The sequence below is a fragment of the Mycobacterium sp. E3339 genome (assembly GCF_001666915.1).
GTDB lineage: Bacteria > Actinomycetota > Actinomycetes > Mycobacteriales > Mycobacteriaceae > Mycobacterium.
Genome location: NZ_LZIZ01000195.1, coordinates 35,049 through 56,860, shown reverse-complemented (window position 1 = coordinate 56,860; position 21,812 = coordinate 35,049). Strand labels below are relative to the sequence as shown.

General features: G+C 68.6%; 23 protein-coding genes and 1 pseudogene. All 24 read left to right on the top strand.

The features are described 5' to 3' along the window. The first annotated feature begins 1 nt into the window (after position 1). The 24 genes and pseudogenes from A5702_RS18170 (at position 2) to nuoK (ending at position 21,808) form a co-directional block, all read left to right on the top strand. Positions 2-1,000: an acryloyl-CoA reductase gene (locus A5702_RS18170; RefSeq protein WP_055403017.1), complete on the top strand. Its 999-nt coding sequence runs from the start codon at positions 2-4 to the stop codon at positions 998-1,000. A gap of 22 nt (positions 1,001-1,022) precedes the next feature. Further along, the gene (locus tag A5702_RS18165) at positions 1,023-1,994 is read left to right on the top strand and encodes an NADPH:quinone oxidoreductase family protein (RefSeq protein WP_068222400.1); all 972 of its coding nucleotides are present in this window, start codon (positions 1,023-1,025) and stop codon (positions 1,992-1,994) included. A gap of 121 nt (positions 1,995-2,115) precedes the next feature. Then, positions 2,116-3,219 carry a homogentisate 1,2-dioxygenase gene (locus tag A5702_RS18160; protein WP_068222398.1) on the top strand — a complete coding sequence of 368 codons (1,104 nt, stop codon included), beginning with the start codon at positions 2,116-2,118 and terminating at the stop codon, positions 3,217-3,219. A gap of 2 nt (positions 3,220-3,221) precedes the next feature. After that, a complete protein-coding gene (locus tag A5702_RS18155; RefSeq protein WP_068222397.1) occupies positions 3,222-4,403 on the top strand; it encodes an alpha/beta fold hydrolase in 1,182 nt (393 codons plus the stop codon). Continuing rightward, positions 4,400-5,602 carry a CaiB/BaiF CoA-transferase family protein gene (locus A5702_RS18150; RefSeq protein ID WP_068222395.1) on the top strand — a complete coding sequence of 401 codons (1,203 nt, stop codon included), beginning with the start codon at positions 4,400-4,402 and terminating at the stop codon, positions 5,600-5,602. Before A5702_RS18155 ends, A5702_RS18150 begins: the two co-directional genes overlap by 4 nt. After that, positions 5,599-6,495 (top strand): hydroxymethylglutaryl-CoA lyase, encoded by an 897-nt coding sequence (locus tag A5702_RS18145; protein WP_068222392.1) that lies wholly within the window; start codon positions 5,599-5,601, stop codon positions 6,493-6,495. Before A5702_RS18150 ends, A5702_RS18145 begins: the two co-directional genes overlap by 4 nt. After that, complete coding sequence (locus tag A5702_RS18140; protein WP_082459840.1) at positions 6,495-7,121, top strand: TetR/AcrR family transcriptional regulator; 627 nt, start codon at positions 6,495-6,497, stop codon at positions 7,119-7,121. The genes A5702_RS18145 and A5702_RS18140 overlap by 1 nt, the downstream gene beginning before the upstream one ends. A 9-nt stretch (positions 7,122-7,130) precedes the next feature. Further along, positions 7,131-8,366 carry an acyl-CoA dehydrogenase family protein gene (locus A5702_RS18135; protein ID WP_068222389.1) on the top strand — a complete coding sequence of 412 codons (1,236 nt, stop codon included), beginning with the start codon at positions 7,131-7,133 and terminating at the stop codon, positions 8,364-8,366. After that, positions 8,363-9,349: a phosphotransferase family protein gene (locus tag A5702_RS18130; RefSeq protein ID WP_068222386.1), complete on the top strand. Its 987-nt coding sequence runs from the start codon at positions 8,363-8,365 to the stop codon at positions 9,347-9,349. Before A5702_RS18135 ends, A5702_RS18130 begins: the two co-directional genes overlap by 4 nt. Next, entirely contained in the window at positions 9,349-9,690 is a 342-nt protein-coding gene (locus A5702_RS18125) for a DUF6285 domain-containing protein (protein ID WP_055402998.1), read from the top strand. The genes A5702_RS18130 and A5702_RS18125 overlap by 1 nt, the downstream gene beginning before the upstream one ends. Positions 9,691-9,701: 11 nt before the next feature. Continuing rightward, a complete protein-coding gene (locus A5702_RS18120) occupies positions 9,702-10,085 on the top strand; it encodes a nuclear transport factor 2 family protein (RefSeq protein WP_068222383.1) in 384 nt (127 codons plus the stop codon). Between the two features lie 33 nt (positions 10,086-10,118). Continuing rightward, entirely contained in the window at positions 10,119-10,655 is a 537-nt protein-coding gene (locus A5702_RS18115) for a YceI family protein (RefSeq protein WP_068222440.1), read from the top strand. A 30-nt stretch (positions 10,656-10,685) separates the two neighbouring features. Continuing rightward, a complete protein-coding gene (locus A5702_RS18110; RefSeq protein WP_055402993.1) occupies positions 10,686-11,099 on the top strand; it encodes a response regulator transcription factor in 414 nt (137 codons plus the stop codon). Positions 11,100-11,348: 249 nt separating this feature from the next. Beyond that, positions 11,349-11,726 (top strand): NADH-quinone oxidoreductase subunit A, encoded by a 378-nt coding sequence (locus A5702_RS18105; protein ID WP_055402991.1) that lies wholly within the window; start codon positions 11,349-11,351, stop codon positions 11,724-11,726. A 7-nt stretch (positions 11,727-11,733) separates the two neighbouring features. Then, complete coding sequence (locus tag A5702_RS18100) at positions 11,734-12,288, top strand: NADH-quinone oxidoreductase subunit B family protein (protein WP_055402988.1); 555 nt, start codon at positions 11,734-11,736, stop codon at positions 12,286-12,288. Continuing rightward, entirely contained in the window at positions 12,285-13,010 is a 726-nt protein-coding gene (locus A5702_RS18095; protein WP_055402986.1) for an NADH-quinone oxidoreductase subunit C, read from the top strand. Before A5702_RS18100 ends, A5702_RS18095 begins: the two co-directional genes overlap by 4 nt. Next, positions 13,010-14,341, top strand: a complete 1,332-nt coding sequence (nuoD, locus tag A5702_RS18090; RefSeq protein WP_055402984.1) for an NADH dehydrogenase (quinone) subunit D — start codon at positions 13,010-13,012, stop codon at positions 14,339-14,341. The genes A5702_RS18095 and nuoD overlap by 1 nt, the downstream gene beginning before the upstream one ends. Beyond that, a complete protein-coding gene (gene nuoE, locus A5702_RS18085; RefSeq protein ID WP_055402982.1) occupies positions 14,338-15,093 on the top strand; it encodes an NADH-quinone oxidoreductase subunit NuoE in 756 nt (251 codons plus the stop codon). The genes nuoD and nuoE overlap by 4 nt, the downstream gene beginning before the upstream one ends. Then, a complete protein-coding gene (gene nuoF, locus A5702_RS18080) occupies positions 15,090-16,400 on the top strand; it encodes an NADH-quinone oxidoreductase subunit NuoF (protein ID WP_068222380.1) in 1,311 nt (436 codons plus the stop codon). The genes nuoE and nuoF overlap by 4 nt, the downstream gene beginning before the upstream one ends. A 79-nt stretch (positions 16,401-16,479) precedes the next feature. Further along, entirely contained in the window at positions 16,480-18,918 is a 2,439-nt protein-coding gene (locus A5702_RS18075; protein ID WP_231965092.1) for an NADH-quinone oxidoreductase subunit G, read from the top strand. Then, a complete protein-coding gene (gene nuoH / locus A5702_RS18070) occupies positions 18,915-20,189 on the top strand; it encodes an NADH-quinone oxidoreductase subunit NuoH (protein ID WP_055402976.1) in 1,275 nt (424 codons plus the stop codon). The genes A5702_RS18075 and nuoH overlap by 4 nt, the downstream gene beginning before the upstream one ends. Continuing rightward, positions 20,161-20,727 (top strand): annotated as a pseudogene (nuoI, locus tag A5702_RS18065) (NADH-quinone oxidoreductase subunit NuoI); the annotation flags it as partial. The gene nuoH and the pseudogene nuoI, both read left to right, overlap by 29 nt. Before the next feature lie 17 nt (positions 20,728-20,744). Next, entirely contained in the window at positions 20,745-21,512 is a 768-nt protein-coding gene (locus tag A5702_RS18060; protein ID WP_156349529.1) for an NADH-quinone oxidoreductase subunit J, read from the top strand. Then, positions 21,509-21,808 (top strand): NADH-quinone oxidoreductase subunit NuoK, encoded by a 300-nt coding sequence (gene nuoK, locus A5702_RS18055; protein ID WP_007168303.1) that lies wholly within the window; start codon positions 21,509-21,511, stop codon positions 21,806-21,808. The genes A5702_RS18060 and nuoK overlap by 4 nt, the downstream gene beginning before the upstream one ends. Positions 21,809-21,812 lie beyond the last annotated feature (4 nt).

The window sequence follows — 21,812 nt, the reverse complement described above, 5'->3', positions numbered from 1 at the left end:
CATGGACACGTTTCAAGCGCTCGTCGCTCGCGAAGATGGCGACCGGATTACCGCGTCGGTCGAGACTTTGAGCCACTCCGACCTGCCACCCGGTGAGGTCACGATCCGGGTGCTCTATTCGAGCGTCAACTACAAGGACGCGCTGGCCGTGACCCCGGGCGGCGGCGTGGTGCGCAGCTACCCCGTCGTGCCGGGCATCGATCTGGCCGGCGAGGTCGTCGAGTCGAGTTCACCCGACTTCGCCGTCGGTGACACGGTGCTTGCGCACGGCTACCAGATCGGCACCGGCCACCACGGCGGCTACGCCGAATTCGCGCGGCTGCCCGCCGACCAGGTCGTCGCGCTCGGCCCGTTGACCCCGCGCGAGGGCGCCGCGATCGGGACCGCCGGCTTCACCGCCGCGATGAGCGTGCAGGCGCTGATCGACTGGGGCGTTGAGCCCGGCGCCGGGTCCGTCGTGGTCACCGGCGCCTCCGGGGGCGTCGGCTCGATCAGCGTGGACCTGCTGGCCGCCAAGGGCTTTTCTGTGGTCGCCTCGACCGGCAAGGAGGCGGCGGCCGGGCTGCAGAAAGAGCTTGGCGCGGCGGAGGTTATCGGCCGGTTGCCGGAGGATCCCGACGCCAAGCCGCGGCCGTTGGCCAAGGCGCGTTGGGCGGCCGCGGTGGATTGCGTGGGCGGTGCGACGCTGGCCGACGTGCTCAGCGCCGTCGACTACGGCGGGGCGGTCGCCGCCAGCGGGCTGACCGGCGGTCCGGCGTTACGCACCACCGTGATGCCGTTCATCCTGCGCGGCGTCGCGCTGCTGGGGATGGATTCGGTGCAGATGCCGATCGGGCGGCGCCGCAAACTGTGGGCGCTGCTGGGCGATTCGTTGCGGCCGCGCCATCTCGACTCGCTCACCAGCGACGTCGACGTCAAGGACGTGGTCGACGTGCTCGATCAGGTGCGCGCCGGCAAGTTCACCGGTCGGGCGGTGGTGCGGGTCGCGGGCGGATTCTGAGTCGGCAGTAGGCTCTGCGACCATGCGCGCTGCACGGGTGACTCGGTTGGACGGTCCGGACGCGATCGAGGTGGCGGAGGTCGACGAACCGTCGGGTGACGGCGTCGTCGTCGAGGTGCACGCCGCCGGTGCCGCCTTCCCCGACGCGTTGCTGACCCGGGGCCTGTATCAGTACCGCCCCGAGCCGCCGTTCGTGCTGGGCGCGGAGATCGCCGGTGTGGTCCGCTCGGCGCCGGCCGACGCGCACGTGCGGACCGGCGACCGGGTCGTCGGGCTGACGATGCTGTCCGGCGGCATGGCCGAAGTCGCGATCCTGGCGCCCGACCGGGTGTTCAAGCTACCCGACAACGTGAGCTTCGAGGCCGGCGCCGGACTCCTGTTCAACGACCTGACCGTGTATTTCGCCCTGACAGTGCGCGGCCGGCTCGCCCAGGGCGAGACCGTCCTGGTGCACGGCGCCGCCGGGGGTATCGGCACGTCGACGCTGCGGCTGGCCTCGCTGCTCGGGGCCTCGCGCACCATCGCGGTCGTCAGCACCGAGGGGAAGGCCGACGTCGCGACCGCCGCCGGCGCCACCGACGTGGTGCTGGCCGACGGGTTCAAGGACGCGGTCAAGGAACTCACCGGCGGTCGCGGCGTCGACCTGATACTCGACCCGGTCGGCGGTGACCGGTTCACCGATTCGCTGCGCTCGCTTGCGCCGGGCGGGCGGCTGCTGGTCGTCGGCTTCACCGGCGGGGAGATCCCGACCGTCAAGGTGAACCGGTTGCTGCTCAACAACATTGACGTGGTCGGCGTCGGCTGGGGGGCGTGGACGGCCACGCATCCGAACGCGCTGGCCGAGCAGTGGGCCGGGCTCGAGAAGCTGTTGAGCTCCGGGCAACTGGCCGCCCCCAATCCGGAGGTGTACCCGCTCGAGGAGGCCGCCGCGGCGGTCGCGTCGCTGGAGAACCGCACCGCCAGGGGCAAGGTCGTGGTGCGCGTGCGCGACTGACTCGTCAGGCTTGATCGGCGACCCAAAAGGTCGACGAAGACGCATGGACCCTTGTGCGGGCGCAAAACAAAAACTAATGTCACTTTCAGTTTTGTAAGGTCGCCCGAGCCGGGGGTCATCCATGGAATCGTTCGTTCACTTGCGAAAAGGCACGACGCCCCAACGCCTGCACGCCGACCTCGACGGGCTCAAGGACGACGAGCTGGGCCGCGGCGGATTCACCGGCCGCACGGCGAACCTCTACCGCCGCCACGACCCCACCGCCTACCGGTCCGTCGGCCCGCTGCGGCCCGTCGACGTGCTGGCCGGCGAGCTCAAGCCGAGCGACGCCACCGACGCCAACGGCGGTCCGCTGCTGATGTTCAGCAACGCCGACTGCCGAATCCTGTTGAGCCGTCGCGCCCAGCCGATGCCGTTTTTCGCCCGCCATGTCGACGGCGACCTGCTGTGCTTCGTGCACCAGGGCGCGGGCCTGCTCGAAACCGAGTTCGGGCCACTGCGCTACTCCCAGGGTGACTGGGTCTACCTGCCCAAGGCCTGCACCTGGCGCCAGGCGCCGGACCCCTCAACAAAAGAGGCGACGACGCTGCTCATGATCGAGGCGACCGACGAGTTCCGGGTGCCGCCGCCCGGGCCGCTGGGCCGGCACTTCCCGTTCGACCCGTCGCAGGCCACCATCCCCGAACCGGCCCCCGTCGAGGACGACGGCCGCGACGAGTACGAGGTCCGGCTCCTCCACGAGGGCGGCCCGACAACGCTTTTCTACCAACACAATCCGCTCGACGTCGAGGGTTGGCGCGGTGACAACTTCGCGTTCACCTTCAACATCGCCGACTACAACGTGGTCACCTCCGACAGCGTCCACCTGCCACCGACGGTGCACCTGTTCATGCAGGCCACCGGCGTCTACGTGATGAACTTCCTGCCGAAGCCGGCGGAGGGTGTCCCGGGCACCGAGCGCACCCCGTGGTATCACCGCAACGTCGACTATGACGAGATCGCCTTCTTCCACGGCGGCTCGCTCTACGGCATCCCGATGCCGCCCGGCCTGATCTCCCATGCGCCGCAAGGCGTTCACCACGGCGCACCGGAGAAGGCGCGGGAACGGGCGCGGCGCAAGTTCGACGAGTACTCCCGCGTCGATTGGCAAGTGATCGCCGTCGACACCCGTCGGCGACTGACCCCGTCGGCCGAGGTGCTGGCGAACGACCTAGGACAACACTGAGCATGACGACCCGTCACGAATACGAACGAATCCCCTATCTCGTTGCCTTCCAGAACAATTCCGGCGTCCGCGACGTCTACGGCGGCCTGGCCGAGATCACCGTGCTGGAGAGCTATCTGCTCAAGCCGACGGACAGGCCGTCGGACACGGTGCTGGTGTTCATGCACCCGATCGGGGGCGGCGCCTACCTGCCGATGATCAACGCGCTGGCCCGGGCGGGCCACCACGTCATCTACTGCAACAGCCGATTCCGCGGCACCGACGCGGCGCTGCTGATGGAGAAGGTGGTGGAGGACCTGGGCGAGTGCATCAAGGACGCCAAGAAGCGGCTGGGCTATTCGAAGGTGGTGCTGGCCGGGTGGAGCGGCGGCGGTTCACTGTCGGTGTTCTACCAACAGCAGGCTCAGCACCCGACCATCACGTCCAGCCCGTCCGGCGACGGTCCCGACCTGACCGCCCTGGACCTGCCCGCCGCGGACGGCATCATGCTGCTGGCCGCGCACATCAGCCGCCACGGCACGCTGACCGAATGGCTCGACGCGTCGATCCTCGACGAATCCGACCCCACCAAGCGCGATCCCGAGCTGGACCTCTACAACCCGGACAACCCCAACCAGCCGCCGTACAGCCAGAAGTTCCTGGCCCGGTATCGCCAGGCGCAGATCGCGCGCAACCGGCGCATCACCGCCTGGGTCCGGGACAAGCTCGCCGAGTTGAAGGCGGCCGGCCGGCCCGAAGACGAGTTCGGCTTCGTGGTGCACGGCACCATGGCGGACCCGCGCTGGCTGGACCCGACCGTCGATCCCAACGAACGCACCCCGGGAACCTGCTACCTGGGGGATCCTCAGGTGGTGAACATGAGCCCGGTCGGGCTGGCCCGCTTCTCGACGCTGCGGGGCTGGCTTTCGCAGTGGAGCTACGACGACGCCCGCGGCGACGGGGTGGCGTGCGGGGCCGACATCGCGGTCCCGGCGCTGGTGATCGGTAACCTGGCCGACGACGCCTGCACACCCAGCCACACCCGGCGGCTGTTCGAGGCCATCGGGTACCACGACAAGGAAATGCACGAAATCCCCGGCGCCACCCACTATTACGCGGGTCCCGACCAGCGCGACAAGCTGCGCGCGGCCGTCGACATCGTCACCGACTGGCTGGTCCGCCACGACTTCGCGAGCAAAGAGTGACAGCCGGTCCGCTGGAGGGCGTCCGGGTGCTCGAACTCGGCACGCTGATCGCGGGCCCGTTCGCCGGGCGGCTGCTGGGCGACATGGGCGCCGACGTCATCAAGGTCGAGCCTCCCGGCGCCCCGGACCCGCTGCGCACCTGGGGCCAGGCCGAAATCGACGGGCAGCACGTCTTTTGGACGGTGCACGCGCGCAACAAGCGCGCGATCACCCTCGACCTGCGCAAGCCCCGCGGCCGCGAGTTGTTCCTGGAGCTGGTCGCGAAGTCCGACATCGTCGTGGAGAACTTCCGGCCGGGGACGCTGGAGAAATGGGATCTGGGCTACGACGTGCTCAGCGCCCGCAACCCGGGCATCATCCTGGTCCGGGTCTCGGGTTACGGGCAGACCGGGCCCGACGCGCACAAGGCCGGCTACGCCTCGGTGGCCGAGGCGGCAAGCGGGCTGCGGCACCTCAACGGCTTCCCCGGCGGCCCGCCGCCCCGGCTGGCGCTATCCCTCGGCGACACCCTGGCCGGCATGTTCGGCGCCCAGGGGGCGCTGGCGGCGCTGTACCGCCGCGGCATCACCGGGCGCGGCCAGGTGGTGGACGTCGCGCTGACCGAATCCTGTTTGGCGGTACAGGAATCCACCATCCCCGACTACGACGCGGGCGGCGTGGTGCGCGGACCGTCGGGCACCCGGCTGGAGGGCATCGCGCCGTCGAACATCTACCGCAGCGCCGACGGCTCCTGGGTGGTGATCGCCGCCAACCAGGACACCGTCTTCGCCCGCCTGTGCAAGGCGATGGGCCGCCCCGAGCTGGTCACCGACGACCGGTTCGCCACGCACGGCGCCCGCGGCCGCAACCAGGACGAGCTCGACGAGATCATCGGCGCATGGGCGGCGGAGCGCCAGCCGGGTGAGATCATCGAAACCCTCAGCGCCGCAGGCGTGATCGCCGGACCCATCAACACCGTCGCCGAGGTCGTCAACGACCCGCAGCTGCGGGCCCGCGGCATGCTGGTCGAGCACTTCGATGAACGGGTCGGGCGAAACGTCCTGGGGCCCGGCGTGGTGCCGGTGCTTTCCGAGTCCCCGGGCCGGGTCCGCAGCGCCGGGCCCGCGCGGCCGGGCCAAGACAACGACGACGTATTCATCGGACTGCTGGGCAGGACCACCGAAGAGCTGGACGCGTTGCGGGCCGAGGAGGTGCTGTGAACACAGCGGTGGTGATCCGCGAGGTGTCGCTGCGCGACGGCCTGCAGATCGAGGCACCAATCCCGTTGGCGGCCAAGCTCGAACTCCTGGCGGCGGTCGCCGCGACCGGGGTGCGCGAGGTCGAGGCCACCGCGTTCGTCTCGCCGTCGAAGGTGCCGTCGATGGCCGACGCCGCCGAGCTCGCCGCGCACCTGCACGACTACCCCGACATCGAATTCTCCGCGCTGGTGGCCAGCCCGAACGGGGCCAAGCGCGCGGTGGCGGCGGGGCTGCGCTCGATCGAGTACGTGGTGGCCGCCGACGACACCTTCAGCCAGGCCAACGTCGGGCGCACCAGCGCGGAGGCCACCGAGGCGATCAGCGAGATCGTCGCCATCGCGCACGACGCCGGCGTGAGCGTCGAGGTGATCATCGCCACCGCGTGGGACTCACCGTTCGAAGGCCCCACTCCCCCGCAGCGGGTGCTCGACATCGCCGCGGCCGCCCGCGACCGCGGTGTCGACCGCCTGTCGATCGCCGACACCATCGGCACCGCCACCCCCGGGCGGGTGAATTCGCTGATCGCCCAACTGCGTCCGGTGATCGGCGACCTGCCGCTGGGCGGCCATTTCCACAACACCCGCGGCTCCGGGCTGGCCAGCGCCTACGCCGCGGTCAACGCCGGGGTGCGAAGGCTGGACGCCTCGGTCGGCGGCCTGGGCGGCTGCCCGTTCGCGCCGGGCGCGACCGGCAACATCGCCACCGAGGACCTGGTGTACCTGCTGCGCGACAGCGGCTTCGGCGTCGACGTCGACCTGCAGGCCGCCATCGCCGCCGCCGAGGTCGCCAGATCCGTTGTCGGCCATGACCTGCCGGGCGCCCTGCTGCGCGCCGGTGACCGGATCCGGGCCTGATGCCCACCCCGGACACGCTGACCGCCAAGGGCCGCCAAACCAGGCAGGCCATTGAGCAGGCCGCCCGAAAGCTGTTCGCCGAGAGGGGCTTTCACGGCACCACGCTGGCCGACATCACGTCCGCCGCCGGCAAGTCGCCCGCCGTGTTCTACCGGTATTTCGGCGACAAGGAAGACCTGCTCGCCGCGCTGGCGGAGTCCTTTCTGCACGACGTCGTGACGCCGTCCGGGCTCAGCGTGCACCTGCCGGACTCGCCGGAAGACGAGGCCTTCTTCACCTCGGTGGTCACCGGCTACTGGAACATGTTCAAACAGAACATCGGCATCATGATCGCCGTGGCCCAGCTCGCCGCCACCCAGCCGCGCTTCGCCGCCGTGCAGAACGAATTTCGGCGCTTCGGCATGGACATCGTCGCCGCCTCGGTGCGCCGCGCCCAGGAGCAGGGCTACGGAACCGAGCTGGACCCGAAACACACCGCGGCGGCCATCGCCCTGCTCTTCGAGAACTTCACCACCGTGTTCGTCGGCCCCTCCAACCTGGGCATCAAGATCAGCGACGAGGACGCCATCGCCACCCTTTCGACGATCTGGAAGAAAACCCTGTACGGCAGCGGCAAGGAGACATAGGAGACAACTGTGGATTTCACGCTCCCCGAACACCTTCCGGGCCTGCTCGCCGAGATGGACGACTTCATCGAGGCCGAGATCAAACCGCTCGAGCGCGAACACATCCAGTATTTCGACAAGCGCCGGGAACATGCCCGCACCGACTGGGAGAACGACGGCATCCCGACGCGGGAATGGGAGGAGTTGCTCGCCGAGATGCGCAGGCGGGCCGACAAGGCGGGATGGCTGCGGTACGGTCTGCCGGCCTCGCTGGGCGGGCGGGACGGCACCAATGTGGACATGGCCGTCATCCGGGAACACCTGGCGCACAAGGGACTTGGGCTGCACAACGACCTGCAGAACGAGTCCTCGATCGTCGGGAATTTTCCGCAGGTGATCATGATGGAGCGGTTCGGCACCTCCGAGCAGCGACGGCTGTGGTCCGAGGCGCTGATCACCGGGGAACGTTCCATGGCGTTCGGGCTGACGGAGCCGCAGCACGGCTCGGACGCGACGTGGCTTCAGACGCACGCGCGGCCCGACGGCGACGACTGGGTGATCAACGGATCCAAGCGGTTCAACACCGGCGTGCACCGCGCGACCCACGACCTGGTCTTCGCGCGCACCTCCGGTGAGCCCGGCCAGGCGCGGGGCATCACGGCGTTTCTGGTGCCGACGGACGCGCCCGGGTTCGAAGTCCCCTACTACTGGTGGACCTTCAACATGCCGACCGACCATGGCGAAGTCCGGTTGACCGACGTCCGGGTACCCGCCGATGCGGTCCTCGGTGAGGTGGACCGCGGCCTGGAGGTGGCGCAGACCTTCCTGCACGAGAACAGGATTCGGCAGGCCGCGAGCAGCCTGGGCGCCGCGCAGTACTGCATCGACCGCGCCGCCGAATACGCCGGCAGGCGAACCGTGTTCGGCAAGCCGCTGTCGGTCAACCAGGCCGTGCAATGGCCGCTCGCGGAACTGCAGACCGAAGCCCAGATGGTGCGGCTGCTGGTGGCCTACGCCGCCTGGCACCTGGACCGCGATCACCACATGGAGGTCTCGGACAAGGTGTCGATGGCCAACTACCGGGCGAACCGGCTCGTCTGCGACGCCGCCGATCGGGCCATGCAGATCTTCGGTGGCCTGGGCTACAGCCGGCACGAGCCGTTCGAGCACATCTATCGCCACCATCGCCGCTACCGGATCACCGAAGGCGCCGAGGAGATCCAGATTCGCCGGGTGGCACAGCGGCTGTTTAAGTTTGGCAAGTGACGCCGACCGACGACCTGGCCGCACAACTCGCCGCGCTGCTGGCGCCGGTCCTCGGCGCCGACGTCGCGGTGCACAACCTGCGCGCCCTGACCGGCGGCGCCAGCCGCGCCACCTGGGCGTTCGACGCCGCCACCGGCGACCGGAGCCAAGCGTTGATCCTGCGCACCGGCGCACCCGACGACGTGCACGCAGGCATGGAGCTCGAGGCGCGCGCCCAGGCCGCCGCCGCAGCCGCCGGCGCACCGGTCCCCCACGTCCTGACCGCCGACGATTCGCCTGCGGCACTGGGCAATCCCTTTCTGATCTGCGAGGCGATCGCGGGCGAGACCATCGTCCGGCGCATCCAGCGGCAACTCGACGCCGCCGGTGGGCAGGCGGCGCGCGCGGGGCTGCTGCGGCAATGCGCGCAGGCGCTGGCGGCCATCCACCGCGCGGACCCGGACATCCCCGGGCTGGCCCACGAGGATCCGCTCGCGCGGTATCGGGAGCGGCTCGACGCGATGGGCGACACCACGGCCACCTTCGAATGGGCGTTTCGCTGGCTGGAGGCCCGTCGGCCCGAACCGTCGGCGGACGTCCTGGTGCACGGCGACTACCGGATGGGCAACCTGATCGTCGAGGGGTCCCGCCTCGCCGCCGTCCTCGACTGGGAGCTGGTGCACCGCGGCGACCCGCACGACGACCTGGCCTGGTTCTGCATCCGGGCCTGGCGCTTCGGCGCTCCCGCCGGTCTCGGCGCCGGCGGTCTGGGCAGCATCGAGAGCTTCCTGCGCGCCTACGAGCAGGCCAGCGGTTCCAGCGTGGATCGAGTGGCCTTCCATTGGTGGCTGGTGCTGGCCACGCTGCGCTGGGGGGTCATCTGCCGCTATCAGGCCGAGCGGCATCTGACCGGTCTGCACCGCTCGGTGGAGCTGGCCACCATCGGTCGCCGCGTGTGCGAGACCGAGTGGGACCTGCTCGACCTGCTCGAAGGAGCCGCCTGATGATCGGCGCGTACGGCCGGCCGATCGCCGCCGAGCTGGTGGCCGCGGTGGCCGAATTCCTGGAGACCGACGTGCGGTCGGCGACCAGCGGGCAGGTCAACTTCCACGCCAGGGTGGCGGCCAACGCGTTGCGCATCGTCGAGCGCGAACTGCTCGACGAGAGCGAGGCCGAATCCCGCGCCGCCCTGGCCGACCTGGGGTTCGCCGACGAGGAAGAGCTGGCCGCCGCGATCCGGGCCGGCGAGCTGGACGGGCGGGCCTTGGAGGTGACGGCCTGCCTGCGCACGCTGGTGCGGCGCCGGCTGGCCGCCGCACACCCGGGTTACGACAACAGCGAATAGGAGCGTTTGCCATGACGAGTGCGGAAACCGTCGCCGACGCGGCCGACCGGCTGTTCGCGGCCATCGAAAAGGGTGACTTCGCGGCGGTCGAGGCGATGTGGAGCGACGACATCGCGGTCTGGCGGGTGGGCGCGCGCCGCGACGACGGCAAGGCCCGCGCGTTGCGGGTCATCGACTGGTTCATCAACGCGACCACCGAACGCCGCTATGAAATCCTGGACCGGCGCTTTTTCGAGGGCGGCTTCGTCCAGCAGCACGTCCTGCACGCCACCGGCCATGCCGGCCAATCGATCTCGATGCGGGTCTGCATCGTGATCAGGGTCGGCGATGACGGTCGGCTCGCCCGGATCGACGAGTATTTCGACCCCGCAGAGATCGCGCCGCTGATGCAATAGCGGTTAGATTCCCCTCGAGAGATGGGGTGGGAGATGACAACTCTGGAAACACTGCTGAACGATCCCGACGTGGCCGGCGTCTGGAACCTCGTCCCGGACCGCTCGGCCATCACCTTCAAGATCAGAAACATGTGGGGCCTGGTCAACGTCAAGGGCCGGTTCACCGAGTTCAGTGGCGACGGCCAACTGACGGGCGCGGGAGCAGTTTTCGGGCGCATCGACATCCGCGCGGCCTCGATCGACACCGGCATCGGGCGGCGCGACAAGCACCTGCGCTCCGCCGACTTCTTCGACGTCGAGCGCTACGGCGAGATCAACGTCGTCGTCACCGCGGTGCAACCGACCAAAGGCAACGCGGCGGATGTGCGGGCCGCGTTCACCATCAAAGGCATCACCGAGCCGCTGCCGGTCTCCGCCACCATCACCGAGCTCGACGACGGATCGATCCGGGTCACCGGGGAGACCGACGTCGACCGCACCAGGTTCGACCTGGGCTGGAACCGGCTTTCCATGATGGGTTCGACGGCCAAGGCGGCCGCGGAACTGGTCTTCGTGCGGGCTGCCCAGTAAAGCCGGTGCGGCACCAGTACCATCTGGACCGTGCCCGATTCCAGCCCCGAATCCAGCGTTGCCCTGCGGATCCTGGTCTACAGCGACAACGCCAACACCCGCGAACAGGTGATCCGGGCCCTGGGCAAGCACCTGCATCCGGATTTGCCGGAGCTGACCTACCTCGAGGTGGCGACGGCCCCGATGGTGGTGCGCCAGATGGACGAGGGCGGCATCGACTTGGCCATTCTGGACGGCGAGGCCACGCCCACCGGCGGCATGGGAATCGCCAAACAACTCAAGGACGAACTCGCGACGTGCCCGCCCCTCGTGGTGCTGACCGGCCGCGCGGACGACGCCTGGCTGGCGAACTGGTCGCGGGCCGAAGCCGCCGTGCCGCACCCGATCGACCCCATCGTGCTCGGCCGCACGGTGCTGGGACTGCTCCGCACCCCCACCCGCTAGCGCCTTCACCTGCGGTAACAGCACCCGGTCGCGCCTCGCGGACGAAGGTGCCGGTGCACGGCGGCCAACCGCCGGGTTGCTACGACACAAAACTCTGACGGATACCCCCACCCCGACAAAGCACACCTGTCTTCACGACGCTATGTTGTGGAGGTCACTGTGGCGCCCCGCAGCCCGCGTACGTCACAGCAGCCCGGCCCCCCGCCCGGCCGCCGCACGGCGACCCGTACGAGGAGATCTTGGAGCGAGTTGAACGTCTACATACCCATCCTGGTTCTCGGAGCGATAGCGGCGGCCTTCGCCGTGGGATCGGTCGCGATCGCGAGCATCGCCGGACCGTCGCGATACAACAAGTCGAAGATGGCGGCCTACGAGTGCGGGATCGAGCCGACCGAAAGCCCGGTCAGCGGCCCGCACGCGGCGAGCGGACAGCGGTTCCCGGTGAAGTATTACCTGACCGCAATGCTGTTTATCGTCTTCGACATCGAAATCGTGTTCTTGTATCCCTGGGCGGTCAGTTACGACGCGCTGGGAACGTTCGCGTTGGTCGAGATGGTGGTGTTCATGCTCACGGTTTTTGTGGCGTACGCCTATGTGTGGCGCCGCGGCGGCCTGACGTGGGATTGAGGTAGACGTGGGTCTCGAGGAACAGCTGCCCGGTGGGATTCTGCTGTCGACGGTCGAGAAGGTGGCCGGTTACGTCCGCAAGAACTCGTTGTGGCCGGCGACATTCGGGTTGGCGTGCTGCGCCATCGAGATGATGGCAACCGCCGGACCGAGATTCGACATCGCGCGGTTCGGCATGGAGCGGTTCTCGGCGACGCCGCGGCAAGCCGACCTGATGATCGTGGCCGGCCGGGTGAGCCAGAAGATGGCGCCGGTGCTGCGCCAGATCTACGACCAGATGGGCGAGCCGAAGTGGGTGCTGGCCATGGGCGTGTGCGCATCGTCGGGCGGGATGTTCAACAACTACGCGATCGTGCAGGGCGTGGATCACGTGGTCCCGGTGGACATCTACCTGCCCGGTTGCCCGCCGCGGCCCGAGATGCTGCTGCACGCAATCCTCAAGCTGCACGAGAAGATTCAACAGATGCCGCTGGGCGTCAACCGCGAAGAAGCCATCGCGGAAGCCGAGCAGGCGGCGCTGGCCGCCCGGCCCACGATCGAGATGCGCGGGCTGCTGCGATGAGCTCGCCGGACCACGACCCCAAGGAAGCGGCAACCGAAGGCGGGGGCCCGCCCCGGGCCGACGGCGAAGTGATCGGCGTACGCCGCGGCATGTTCGGCATCTCCGGTAGCGGTGACACCACCGGGTACGGACGGCTGGTCCGGGAGGTCGTGCTACCCGGCAGCTCGCCCCGCCCATACGGGGGCTACTTCGACGACGTGGTCGACAAGCTGGCCGAGGCCCTGAAAAGCGCCGACGTCGAATTGTCCGACGCGCTGGAGAAGGTCGTGGTGTACCGCGACGAGCTGACCCTGCACGTGCGCCGGGACGCCCTGCCCCGGGTGGCCCAGCGCCTTCGCGACGAGCCCGGACTGCGTTTCGAGATGTGCCTGGGCGTGAGCGGGGTGCACTACCCCCACGAGACGGGCCGCGAACTGCACGCCGTGTATCCGCTGCAGTCGATCACGCACAATCGCCGCGTCCGCCTGGAAGTGGCTGTGCCGGACGGTGATCCGCACATCCCCTCGCTGTTCGGCATCTACCCGACCACCGACTGGCACGAGCGGGAAACCTACGACTTCTTCGGCATCATCTTCGACGGGCATCCGTCGCTGACCCGGATCGAGATGCCCGACGACTGGCATGGCCACCCGCAACGCAAGGACTACCCCCTCGGCGGCATCCCGGTGGAATACAAGGGTGCGCAGATACCCCCGCCCGACGAGCGGAGAGCGTACAACTGATGAGCACAATCACCGATTCGACCAGCGGCGGCGCGGAAAGCCCGGAGACCGTCTTGGTCGCCGGCGGCCAGGACTGGGACCAGATCGTCGAGGCCGCCCGCAACGCGGACCCCGGCGAACGGATCGTCGTCAACATGGGGCCCCAACACCCGTCCACCCACGGGGTGTTGCGGCTGATCCTCGAGATCGAGGGCGAGACGATCACCGACGTCCGATGCGGAATCGGCTACCTGCACACCGGGATCGAAAAGAACCTGGAATACCGGTACTGGACGCAGGGCGTCACATTCGTGACCCGAATGGATTACCTCTCACCGTTTTTCAACGAGACCGCCTACTGCCTGGGCGTGGAGAAGCTGCTCGGCATCACCGATCAGATCCCGGAGCGGGTCAACGTCATCCGGGTGATGATGATGGAGCTCAACCGGATCTCCTCGCATCTGGTGGCGCTGGCCACCGGCGGCATGGAGCTGGGCGCCATGACCCCGATGTTCGTCGGTTTCCGAGGCCGCGAGATCGTCCTGACCCTGTTCGAGAAGATCTCCGGGCTGCGAATGAACAGCGCCTACATCCGGCCGGGCGGCGTCGCGCAGGACCTGCCGCCGGGCGCGGAGTCCGACATCGCCGAAGCCCTCAAGCCGCTGCGCCAGGTGCTGCGCGAAATGGGCGGCCTGCTCAACGAAAACGCCATCTGGAAAGCCCGCACCTGCGACGTCGGCTACCTGGATCTGACCGGTTGCATGGCGCTGGGCATCACCGGGCCGATCCTGCGCGCCACCGGCTTGCCGCACGACCTGCGCAAGAGCGAGCCCTACTGCGGATATGAAAACTACGAATTCGACGTGATGACCGCCGACACGTGTGATGCTTACGGCCGCTACATGATTCGCGTCAACGAGATGTGGGAGTCGATCAAGATCGTCGAGCAGTGTCTGGACAAGTTGAAGCCGGGTCCGACGATGATCGAGGACCGCAAGATCGCCTGGCCGGCCGACCTGAAGGTGGGCCCCGACGGCATGGGTAACTCACCCGAGCACATCGCCAAGATCATGGGCGGCTCGATGGAGGCCCTGATCCACCACTTCAAATTGGTCACCGAGGGCATCAGGGTGCCGGCGGGCCAGGTGTACACCGCGGTGGAATCGCCGCGCGGCGAGCTGGGCGTGCACATGGTGAGCGACGGCGGCACCCGGCCCTACCGGGTGCACTACCGGGACCCCTCGTTCACCAACCTGCAGTCGGTCGCGGCGATGTGCGAGGGCGGCATGGTGGCCGACCTGATCACCGCGGTCGCCAGCATCGACCCGGTCATGGGCGGGGTGGACCGGTGACCGGCCCGCAGGGACAGCCGGTCTTCATCCGGCTCGGACCCCCGCCCGAGGAGCCCAACGCGTTCGTCACCGAGGGTGCGCCGCAGTCGTATTCGCCCGAGGTGCGGGCGCGCCTCGAGGTCGACGCCAAGGAGATCATCGGCCGCTACCCCAACAAGCGCTCGGCGCTGCTGCCGCTGCTGCACCTGGTGCAGGCCGAGGATTCCTACCTCACCCCGGCGGGCCTCGAGTTCTGCGGGGAGCAGTTGGGGCTGACCGGGGCCGAGGTGTCGGCGGTGGCGAGTTTCTACACCATGTACCGGCGCGGCCCCACCGGTGATTACCTGGTCGGCGTCTGCACCAACACGCTGTGCGCGGTCATGGGCGGCGACGCGGTATTCGACGCGCTCAAAGAACATCTCGGCATCGGCAATGATGAGACCACCGACGACGGCTCGGTCACGTTGCAGCACATCGAATGCAACGCGGCGTGCGACTTCGCCCCGGTGGTGATGGTCAACTGGGAGTTCTACGACAACCAGACGTGCGAGTCGGCACGCGAACTCGTCGACTCGCTGCGATCCGGAAATCCCAAGGCTCCCACCCGCGGTGCGCTGTGCAAGTTCCGCGAAACCTCGCGCATCCTGGCCGGCCTGCCCGACGAGCGCCCCGACCAGGGCCAGGGCGGCGCCGGTGCAGCCACTTTGGCCGGGCTGCAGGTGGCGAAGGAGAAGGGCATGGAAGCCCCGCCGGCTCCCGGAGGCGAGTCATGACCACCCCGCTGACCCCGGTCATCAGCGCCTACTGGGACGACCCGAAGTCGTTCACGCTGGAGACCTACCAGCGCCACGACGGTTACCAGGCGCTGAAGAAGGCCCTGAAGATGGACCCCGACGCGGTGATCGGGGCCGTGAAGGACTCGGGTCTGCGCGGTCGCGGCGGCGCCGGCTTCTCGACCGGAACCAAGTGGTCGTTCATCCCGCAGGGCGACACCGGCCCGGCCGCCAAGCCGCACTACCTGGTAGTCAACGCGGACGAATCCGAACCCGGTACGTGCAAAGACATTCCGCTGATGCTGGCGACGCCCCACCTGTTGGTGGAGGGCGCCATCATCGCCTCCTACGCGATCCGGGCCAGCCATGCCTTCATCTACGTGCGCGGCGAAGTGGTGCCGGTAATACGCCGGCTGCAGAACGCGGTCGCCGAGGCTTACGCCGCCGGCTATCTGGGCCGCGACATCGAAGGATCCGGCTACGACCTGGAACTGGTGGTGCACGCCGGTGCGGGCGCCTACATCTGCGGCGAGGAAACGGCGCTGCTGGAGGGTCTGGAGGGCCGGCGCGGCCAGCCCCGGCTGCGGCCACCGTTCCCCGCCGTGGCCGGGCTTTACGGTTGCCCCACGGTGATCAACAACGTCGAGACGATCGCCAGCGTGCCGCCGATCATTCTCAACGGCGTCGAATGGTTCCGATCGATGGGCAGCGAGAAATCGCCCGGCTTCACGCTGTATTCGCTGTCCGGCCATGTCACCCGCCCCGGTCAATACGAGGCCCCGCTCGGCATCACGCTGCGCGAATTGCTCGACTACGCGGGCGGGGTCCGCGCCGGGCATCGCCTGAAGTTCTGGACCCCGGGCGGGTCCTCGACACCGCTGCTCACCGAGGAACATCTGGACGTGCCGCTGGATTACGAGGGCGTCGGTGCCGCCGGCTCGATGCTGGGCACCAAGGCGCTGGAGATCTTCGACGAGACCACCTGCGTGGTGCGCGCCGTGCAGCGCTGGACGTACTTCTACAAGCACGAGTCGTGCGGCAAGTGCACCCCGTGCCGCGAGGGCACCTTCTGGCTGGACCAGATCTACGATCGGCTGGAAACCGGTAAGGGCACCAGCGAGGACATCGACAAGCTGCTCGACATCTCCGACACCATTCTCGGAAAGTCGTTCTGCGCGTTGGGCGATGGCGCCGCCAGCCCGGTGATGAGTTCGATCAAGTACTTCCGCGACGAGTACGTCGCCCACGTCGAGGGCGGCGGGTGCCCGTTCGACCCGAGGGACTCCATGCTGAACGGAAAGGCTTGACACTTTGACTAGTGCCGCCAAAACCGAAACCGGTGACCCCAAGGACGGCCCCGAGAAGGAAGGGGCACGTCCGCCGGAAATGGTCACGCTGACCATCGACGGCAACGAAATCAGCGTGCCCAAGGGCACATTGGTGATTCGCGCCGCCGAGTTGATGGGCATCCAGATCCCGCGGTTCTGCGACCACCCGCTGCTCGAGCCGGTCGGCGCGTGCCGGCAGTGCCTGGTCGAGGTGGAGGGGCAACGCAAGCCAATGGCGTCGTGCACCACCGTCGCCACCGACGACATGGTGGTCCGCACGCAGCTCACGTCGGAGGCCGCCGACAAGGCCCAGCACGGCGTGATGGAGCTGTTGCTCATCAACCATCCGCTGGACTGCCCGATGTGCGACAAGGGCGGCGAGTGCCCGCTGCAGAACCAGGCGATGTCCAACGGCCGCGCGGATTCTCGCTTCACCGACGTCAAGCGCACCTTCGCCAAACCGATCAACATCTCCGCCCAGGTGCTGCTCGACCGCGAGCGCTGCATCCTGTGCGCCCGCTGCACGCGGTTCTCCGAGCAGATCGCCGGTGACATCTTCATCGACATGCAGGAGCGCGGCGCCCTGCAACAGGTCGGCATCTACGCTAACGAGCCTTTCGATTCCTATTTTTCGGGCAACACGGTCCAGATCTGCCCGGTGGGCGCGCTGACCGGGACCGCCTACCGCTTCCGGGCCCGCCCCTTCGACCTGGTGTCCAGCCCCAGCGTGTGCGAGCACTGCGCCTCCGGGTGCGCCCAGCGCACCGACCATCGCCGCGGCAAGGTGTTGCGCCGCCTGGCCGGTGACGACCCCGAGGTCAACGAGGAGTGGAACTGCGACAAGGGCCGGTGGGCGTTCACCTACGCGACGCAGCCGGACGTGATCACCACTCCCCTGATCCGCGACGCCGACGGCTCCCTGGTGCCCGCGTCGTGGTCGCACGCGATGGCGACGGCGATCCGGGGCCTGGACGAGGCTCGCGGGCGCACCGGTGTGCTGGTCGGCGGGCGGGCCACCCTGGAAGACGCCTACGCCTACTCCAAGTTCGCGCGAATCGTCTTGGACAGCAACGACATCGACTTCCGTGCCCGGCCGAACTCGGCCGAGGAGGCCGACTTCCTGGCGGCGCGGATCGCCGGCCGTCGTGACGTCAGCTACTCCGATCTCGAATCGGCGCCGGTGGTGGTGCTGGTCGGGTTCGAGCCCGAGGACGAGTCGCCGATCGTGTTCCTGCGACTGCGCAAGGCCGCCCGCAAGCACGGGCTGCCGGTGTACGCGGTGGCGCCCTTCGCCACCCGGGCACTGGTCAAGATGTCCGGTCGGCTCATCAAAACCGTTCCGGGGACCGAAGCGGCCGCGCTGGATGGGCTGGCCACCGGCGAGGTCGGCGAACTGCTGTCCACCGCCGGCGCGGTCATCATGGTCGGGGAACGCCTGGCCACGGTGCCCGGCGGGTTGTCCGCCGCGGCCCGGCTCGCCGACGCCACCGGGGCCCGGCTGGCGTGGGTGCCGCGCCGCGCCGGGGAGCGCGGCGCGCTGGAGGCCGGGGCACTACCCGCCCTGCTGCCGGGTGGCCGGCCGCTTGACGACGAGACCGCCCGCGCCCAGATCGCGGCGGCGTGGCACGTTTCCGAATTGCCATCGGCCGCAGGGCGTGACGTGAACGGCATCCTGGCGGCGGCCTCCGATGGGACGCTGGGCGCCCTGCTGGTCGGCGGCGTCGAACCCGACGACTTCGCCGACCCCGAAGCCGTCCTGGCCGCGCTCGACGCCGCGGGGTTCGTCGTCAGCCTGGAGCTGCGGCGCAGCGCCGTCACCGAGCGCGCCGACGTGGTGTTCCCGGTCGCCCCGACGACGCAGAAGGCCGGCGCCTTCGTCAACTGGGAGGGCCGCTACCGCCCGTTCGCCCCGGCCCTGCGCGGCACCATCGCGCAAGCCGGCCAATCCGACCACCAGGTGCTCGACGCGCTGGCCGACGAGATGGGCGTCTATCTGGGGCTGTCGACCGCGGACGCGGCCCGCGCGGAACTGTCCGCGCTGGGCAGTTGGGACGGCAAGTGGGCCGCCGGGAGCGACGTTGCGGCCCCGCGGCCCGCGCAGCCCGGCGCCGGCGAAGCCGTGCTGACCGGTTGGCGCATGCTGCTGGACAACGGCCGATTGCAGGACGGCGAACCGCATCTCGCCGGGACCGCACGCAAACCCGCAGCGCGGTTGTCGGCCGACACCGCCGCCGAAATCGGCGCCGGCGACGGTGACGCGGTCACCATCAGCACACCACGCGGGTCGATCAGCCTGCCGCTGGTGATCACCGACATGCCCGACCGGGTGGTCTGGCTTCCGCTGAATTCACCGGGGTGCGCCGTCCACCGGCAGTTGGGCGTAACCGTGGGCAGCACAGTGAAAATCGGAGTGGGATCCGCCGGCGACGATGCAGTGGGGGCACCTCCCGCTTGCGGGGGACGGAGCGATGAAGAGGAGCGGCGCAAATCATCATGACGAGCTCCTTATCCGCGTTTGGGCACGACACCTGGTGGCTGGTGCTGGGCAAGGCGCTGGCCATCTTCGTGTTCCTCATGCTCAACGTGCTGGTCGCGATCCTGCTCGAGCGCAAGATCCTGGGCTGGATGCAGCTGCGCCCCGGGCCCAACCGGGCGGGACCGTGGGGTGCCCTGCAGAGCCTGGCCGACGGAATCAAGTTGGCGCTCAAGGAAACCATCACCCCGGGCGGCGTCGACAAGTTCGTCTACTTCGCGGCGCCCGTCATCTCCACCATCCCCGCGTTCACCGCCTTCGCGTTCATCCCGTTCGGCCCGGTGGTGTCCGTGTTCGGCCACCGCACACCGCTCCAGCTGACCGACCTGCCGGTCGCGGTGCTGTTCATCCTGGGGCTGTCGGCGATCGGGGTGTACGGGATCGTGCTGGGCGGCTGGGCATCCGGGTCCACCTACCCGCTGCTCGGCGGGGTGCGCTCCACCGCCCAGGTCATCTCCTACGAGGTGGCGATGGGGCTGTCGTTCGCGGCGGTTTTCCTCTACGCCGGCACCATGTCGACGTCGCAGATCGTCGCCGCGCAGGACCGGGTCTGGTTCGTCTTCCTGCTGCTGCCGTCGTTCGTGATCTACCTGATCTCCATGGTCGGCGAAACCAACCGGGCGCCATTCGATTTGCCCGAGGCGGAGGGTGAGCTGGTCGCGGGCTTCCACACCGAGTACTCGTCGCTGAAGTTCGCGATGTTCATGCTGGCCGAGTACGTCAACATGATGACGGTTTCCTCGCTGGCCACCGTCCTGTTCTTCGGCGGCTGGCATGCGCCGTGGCCGATCAACATGTGGGACGGCGCCAACACCGGGTGGTGGCCCGTGCTGTGGTTCACCGCCAAGATGTGGACCTTCCTGTTCATCTACTTCTGGTTGCGCGCCTCGCTGCCCCGGTTGCGCTACGACCAGTTCATGGGGCTGGGCTGGAAGCTGCTGATCCCGGCCTCGCTGGTCTGGGTGTTGATCGCCGCGGTGATCCGCACGCTGCAGAACCAGGGGTACGCGCACTGGACGCCGCTGCTGGTGGTCAGCAGCCTCGTATTCGCCACCGTGCTGGTGCTGTTGCTGCGAAAACCCTTCAGCACGCCCGGCATTCGCGCGCTGGAGCGGCAGCTGCGCCGCGAGGCCAAACAACTTCCGGCCGGACAGGGCTCCACTCCGGTATTCCCGACACCGCCGCTGCCGATGAAGTCTTTGGCGGCCGCGAGCAAGGAGAACGCACGTGGCTAAGTTTTTGGACGCTGTCGCCGGGTTCGGCGTGACGTTCGGGTCGATGTTCAAGAAGAACGTCACCGAGGAGTACCCGGAGAAGCCGGGCCCGGTCGCGCCGCGCTATCACGGCCGCCACCAACTCAACCGCTACCCGGACGGTCTGGAGAAATGCATCGGGTGCGAGTTGTGCGCGTGGGCGTGCCCGGCCGACGCCATCTACGTCGAGGGCGCGGACAACACCGAGGAGTTGAGGTATTCGCCCGGGGAGCGCTACGGGCGGGTCTACCAGATCAACTACCTGCGGTGCATCGGCTGCGGCCTGTGCATCGAGGCCTGCCCCACCCGGGCGCTGACGATGACCAACGACTACGAGATGGCCGACGACAACCGAGCCGACCTGATCTACGAAAAGGACCGACTGCTGGCCCCGTTGCTGCCGGAGATGACCGCGCCGCCGCATCCCCGGGCGCCCGGCGCCACCGACAAGGACTATTACCAGGGCAACGTGACCGCCGACGGCCTGCGGCAGATCGAGAACGCCGGAGAGTCCCGGTGACCGGATTGACGGGCGAGCTGTTGGCGGCCGACACCATCGTCCGCACCTCCACCGGTGAGGCGGTCGCGTTCTGGGTGCTGGGCGCGCTCGCGCTGATCGGCGCGATCGGGGTGGTGCTGGCGGTCAACGCCGTGTACTCGGCGATGTTCCTGGCGATGACGATGATCATCCTCGCGGTCTTCTACATGATCCAGGACGCGCTGTTTCTCGGCGTCGTCCAGGTCGTGGTCTACACGGGCGCGGTGATGATGCTGTTCTTGTTCGTGCTGATGCTGATCGGCGTGGACTCGGCGGAATCCCTGAAGGAGACGCTGCGCGGTCAGCGCGTCGCCGCGGTGTTGGCCGGCGTCGGGTTCGGCGTTCTGCTGATCGCCGCGATCGGCACCGGCGCGACCGGTGGCTTCGCCGGGCTGACCACTGCCAACGCCAACGGCAACGTGGAAGGGCTTGCCGCCCTGATCTTCTCCCGGTACGTGTGGGCCTTCGAGCTCACCAGCGCGCTGCTGATCACCGCGGCCGTCGGGGCGATGGTGCTGGCGCACCGCGAGCGTTTCGAGCGCCGCAAGACGCAGCGGGAGCTCTCCCAGGAGCGGTTCCAGCCCGGTGGGCACCCAACCCCGATGCCCAGCCCCGGTGTCTATGCGCGGCACAACGCCGTCGACGTGGCCGCGCTGCTGCCCGACGGGTCGTACTCGGAGCTTTCGGTGTCGCCGATCCTGCGCAGCCGCGGCGCCGACGGCAAGGAGACCCCCTCGCGTCAGGCGATCAAAGGCGGTGCATCGTGAATCCGGCCAATTACCTGTACCTTTCGGCCCTGCTGTTCACGATCGGGGCCTCGGGTGTGCTGTTGCGGCGCAACGCCATCGTGATGTTCATGTGCGTCGAGCTGATGCTGAATGCGGTGAACCTGGCGTTCGTCACGTTCGCGCGGATGCACGGCCACCTGGACGGGCAGATGATCGCGTTCTTCACGATGGTGGTGGCCGCCTGCGAGGTCGTCGTCGGCCTGGCCATCATCATGACGATTTTCCGTGCCCGCAAATCGGCGTCGGTCGACGACGCGAACCTACTCAAAGGCTGACAGC

What these genes read in the sequence shown, in the direction of transcription:
- A5702_RS18170 (WP_055403017.1), top strand. Translation starts at nt 2, where the DNA reads ATGGACACGTTTCAAGCGCTCGTCGCTCGCGAAGATGGCGACCGGATT.
- A5702_RS18165 (WP_068222400.1), top strand. Translation starts at nt 1,023, where the DNA reads ATGCGCGCTGCACGGGTGACTCGGTTGGACGGTCCGGACGCGATCGAG.
- A5702_RS18160 (WP_068222398.1), top strand. Translation starts at nt 2,116, where the DNA reads ATGGAATCGTTCGTTCACTTGCGAAAAGGCACGACGCCCCAACGCCTG.
- A5702_RS18155 (WP_068222397.1), top strand. Translation starts at nt 3,222, where the DNA reads ATGACGACCCGTCACGAATACGAACGAATCCCCTATCTCGTTGCCTTC.
- A5702_RS18140 (WP_082459840.1), top strand. Translation starts at nt 6,495, where the DNA reads ATGCCCACCCCGGACACGCTGACCGCCAAGGGCCGCCAAACCAGGCAG.
- A5702_RS18125 (WP_055402998.1), top strand. Translation starts at nt 9,349, where the DNA reads ATGATCGGCGCGTACGGCCGGCCGATCGCCGCCGAGCTGGTGGCCGCG.
- A5702_RS18120 (WP_068222383.1), top strand. Translation starts at nt 9,702, where the DNA reads ATGACGAGTGCGGAAACCGTCGCCGACGCGGCCGACCGGCTGTTCGCG.
- A5702_RS18115 (WP_068222440.1), top strand. Translation starts at nt 10,119, where the DNA reads ATGACAACTCTGGAAACACTGCTGAACGATCCCGACGTGGCCGGCGTC.
- A5702_RS18095 (WP_055402986.1), top strand. Translation starts at nt 12,285, where the DNA reads ATGAGCTCGCCGGACCACGACCCCAAGGAAGCGGCAACCGAAGGCGGG.
- nuoD (WP_055402984.1), top strand. Translation starts at nt 13,010, where the DNA reads ATGAGCACAATCACCGATTCGACCAGCGGCGGCGCGGAAAGCCCGGAG.
- nuoF (WP_068222380.1), top strand. Translation starts at nt 15,090, where the DNA reads ATGACCACCCCGCTGACCCCGGTCATCAGCGCCTACTGGGACGACCCG.
- A5702_RS18075 (WP_231965092.1), top strand. Translation starts at nt 16,480, where the DNA reads ATGGTCACGCTGACCATCGACGGCAACGAAATCAGCGTGCCCAAGGGC.
- nuoH (WP_055402976.1), top strand. Translation starts at nt 18,915, where the DNA reads ATGACGAGCTCCTTATCCGCGTTTGGGCACGACACCTGGTGGCTGGTG.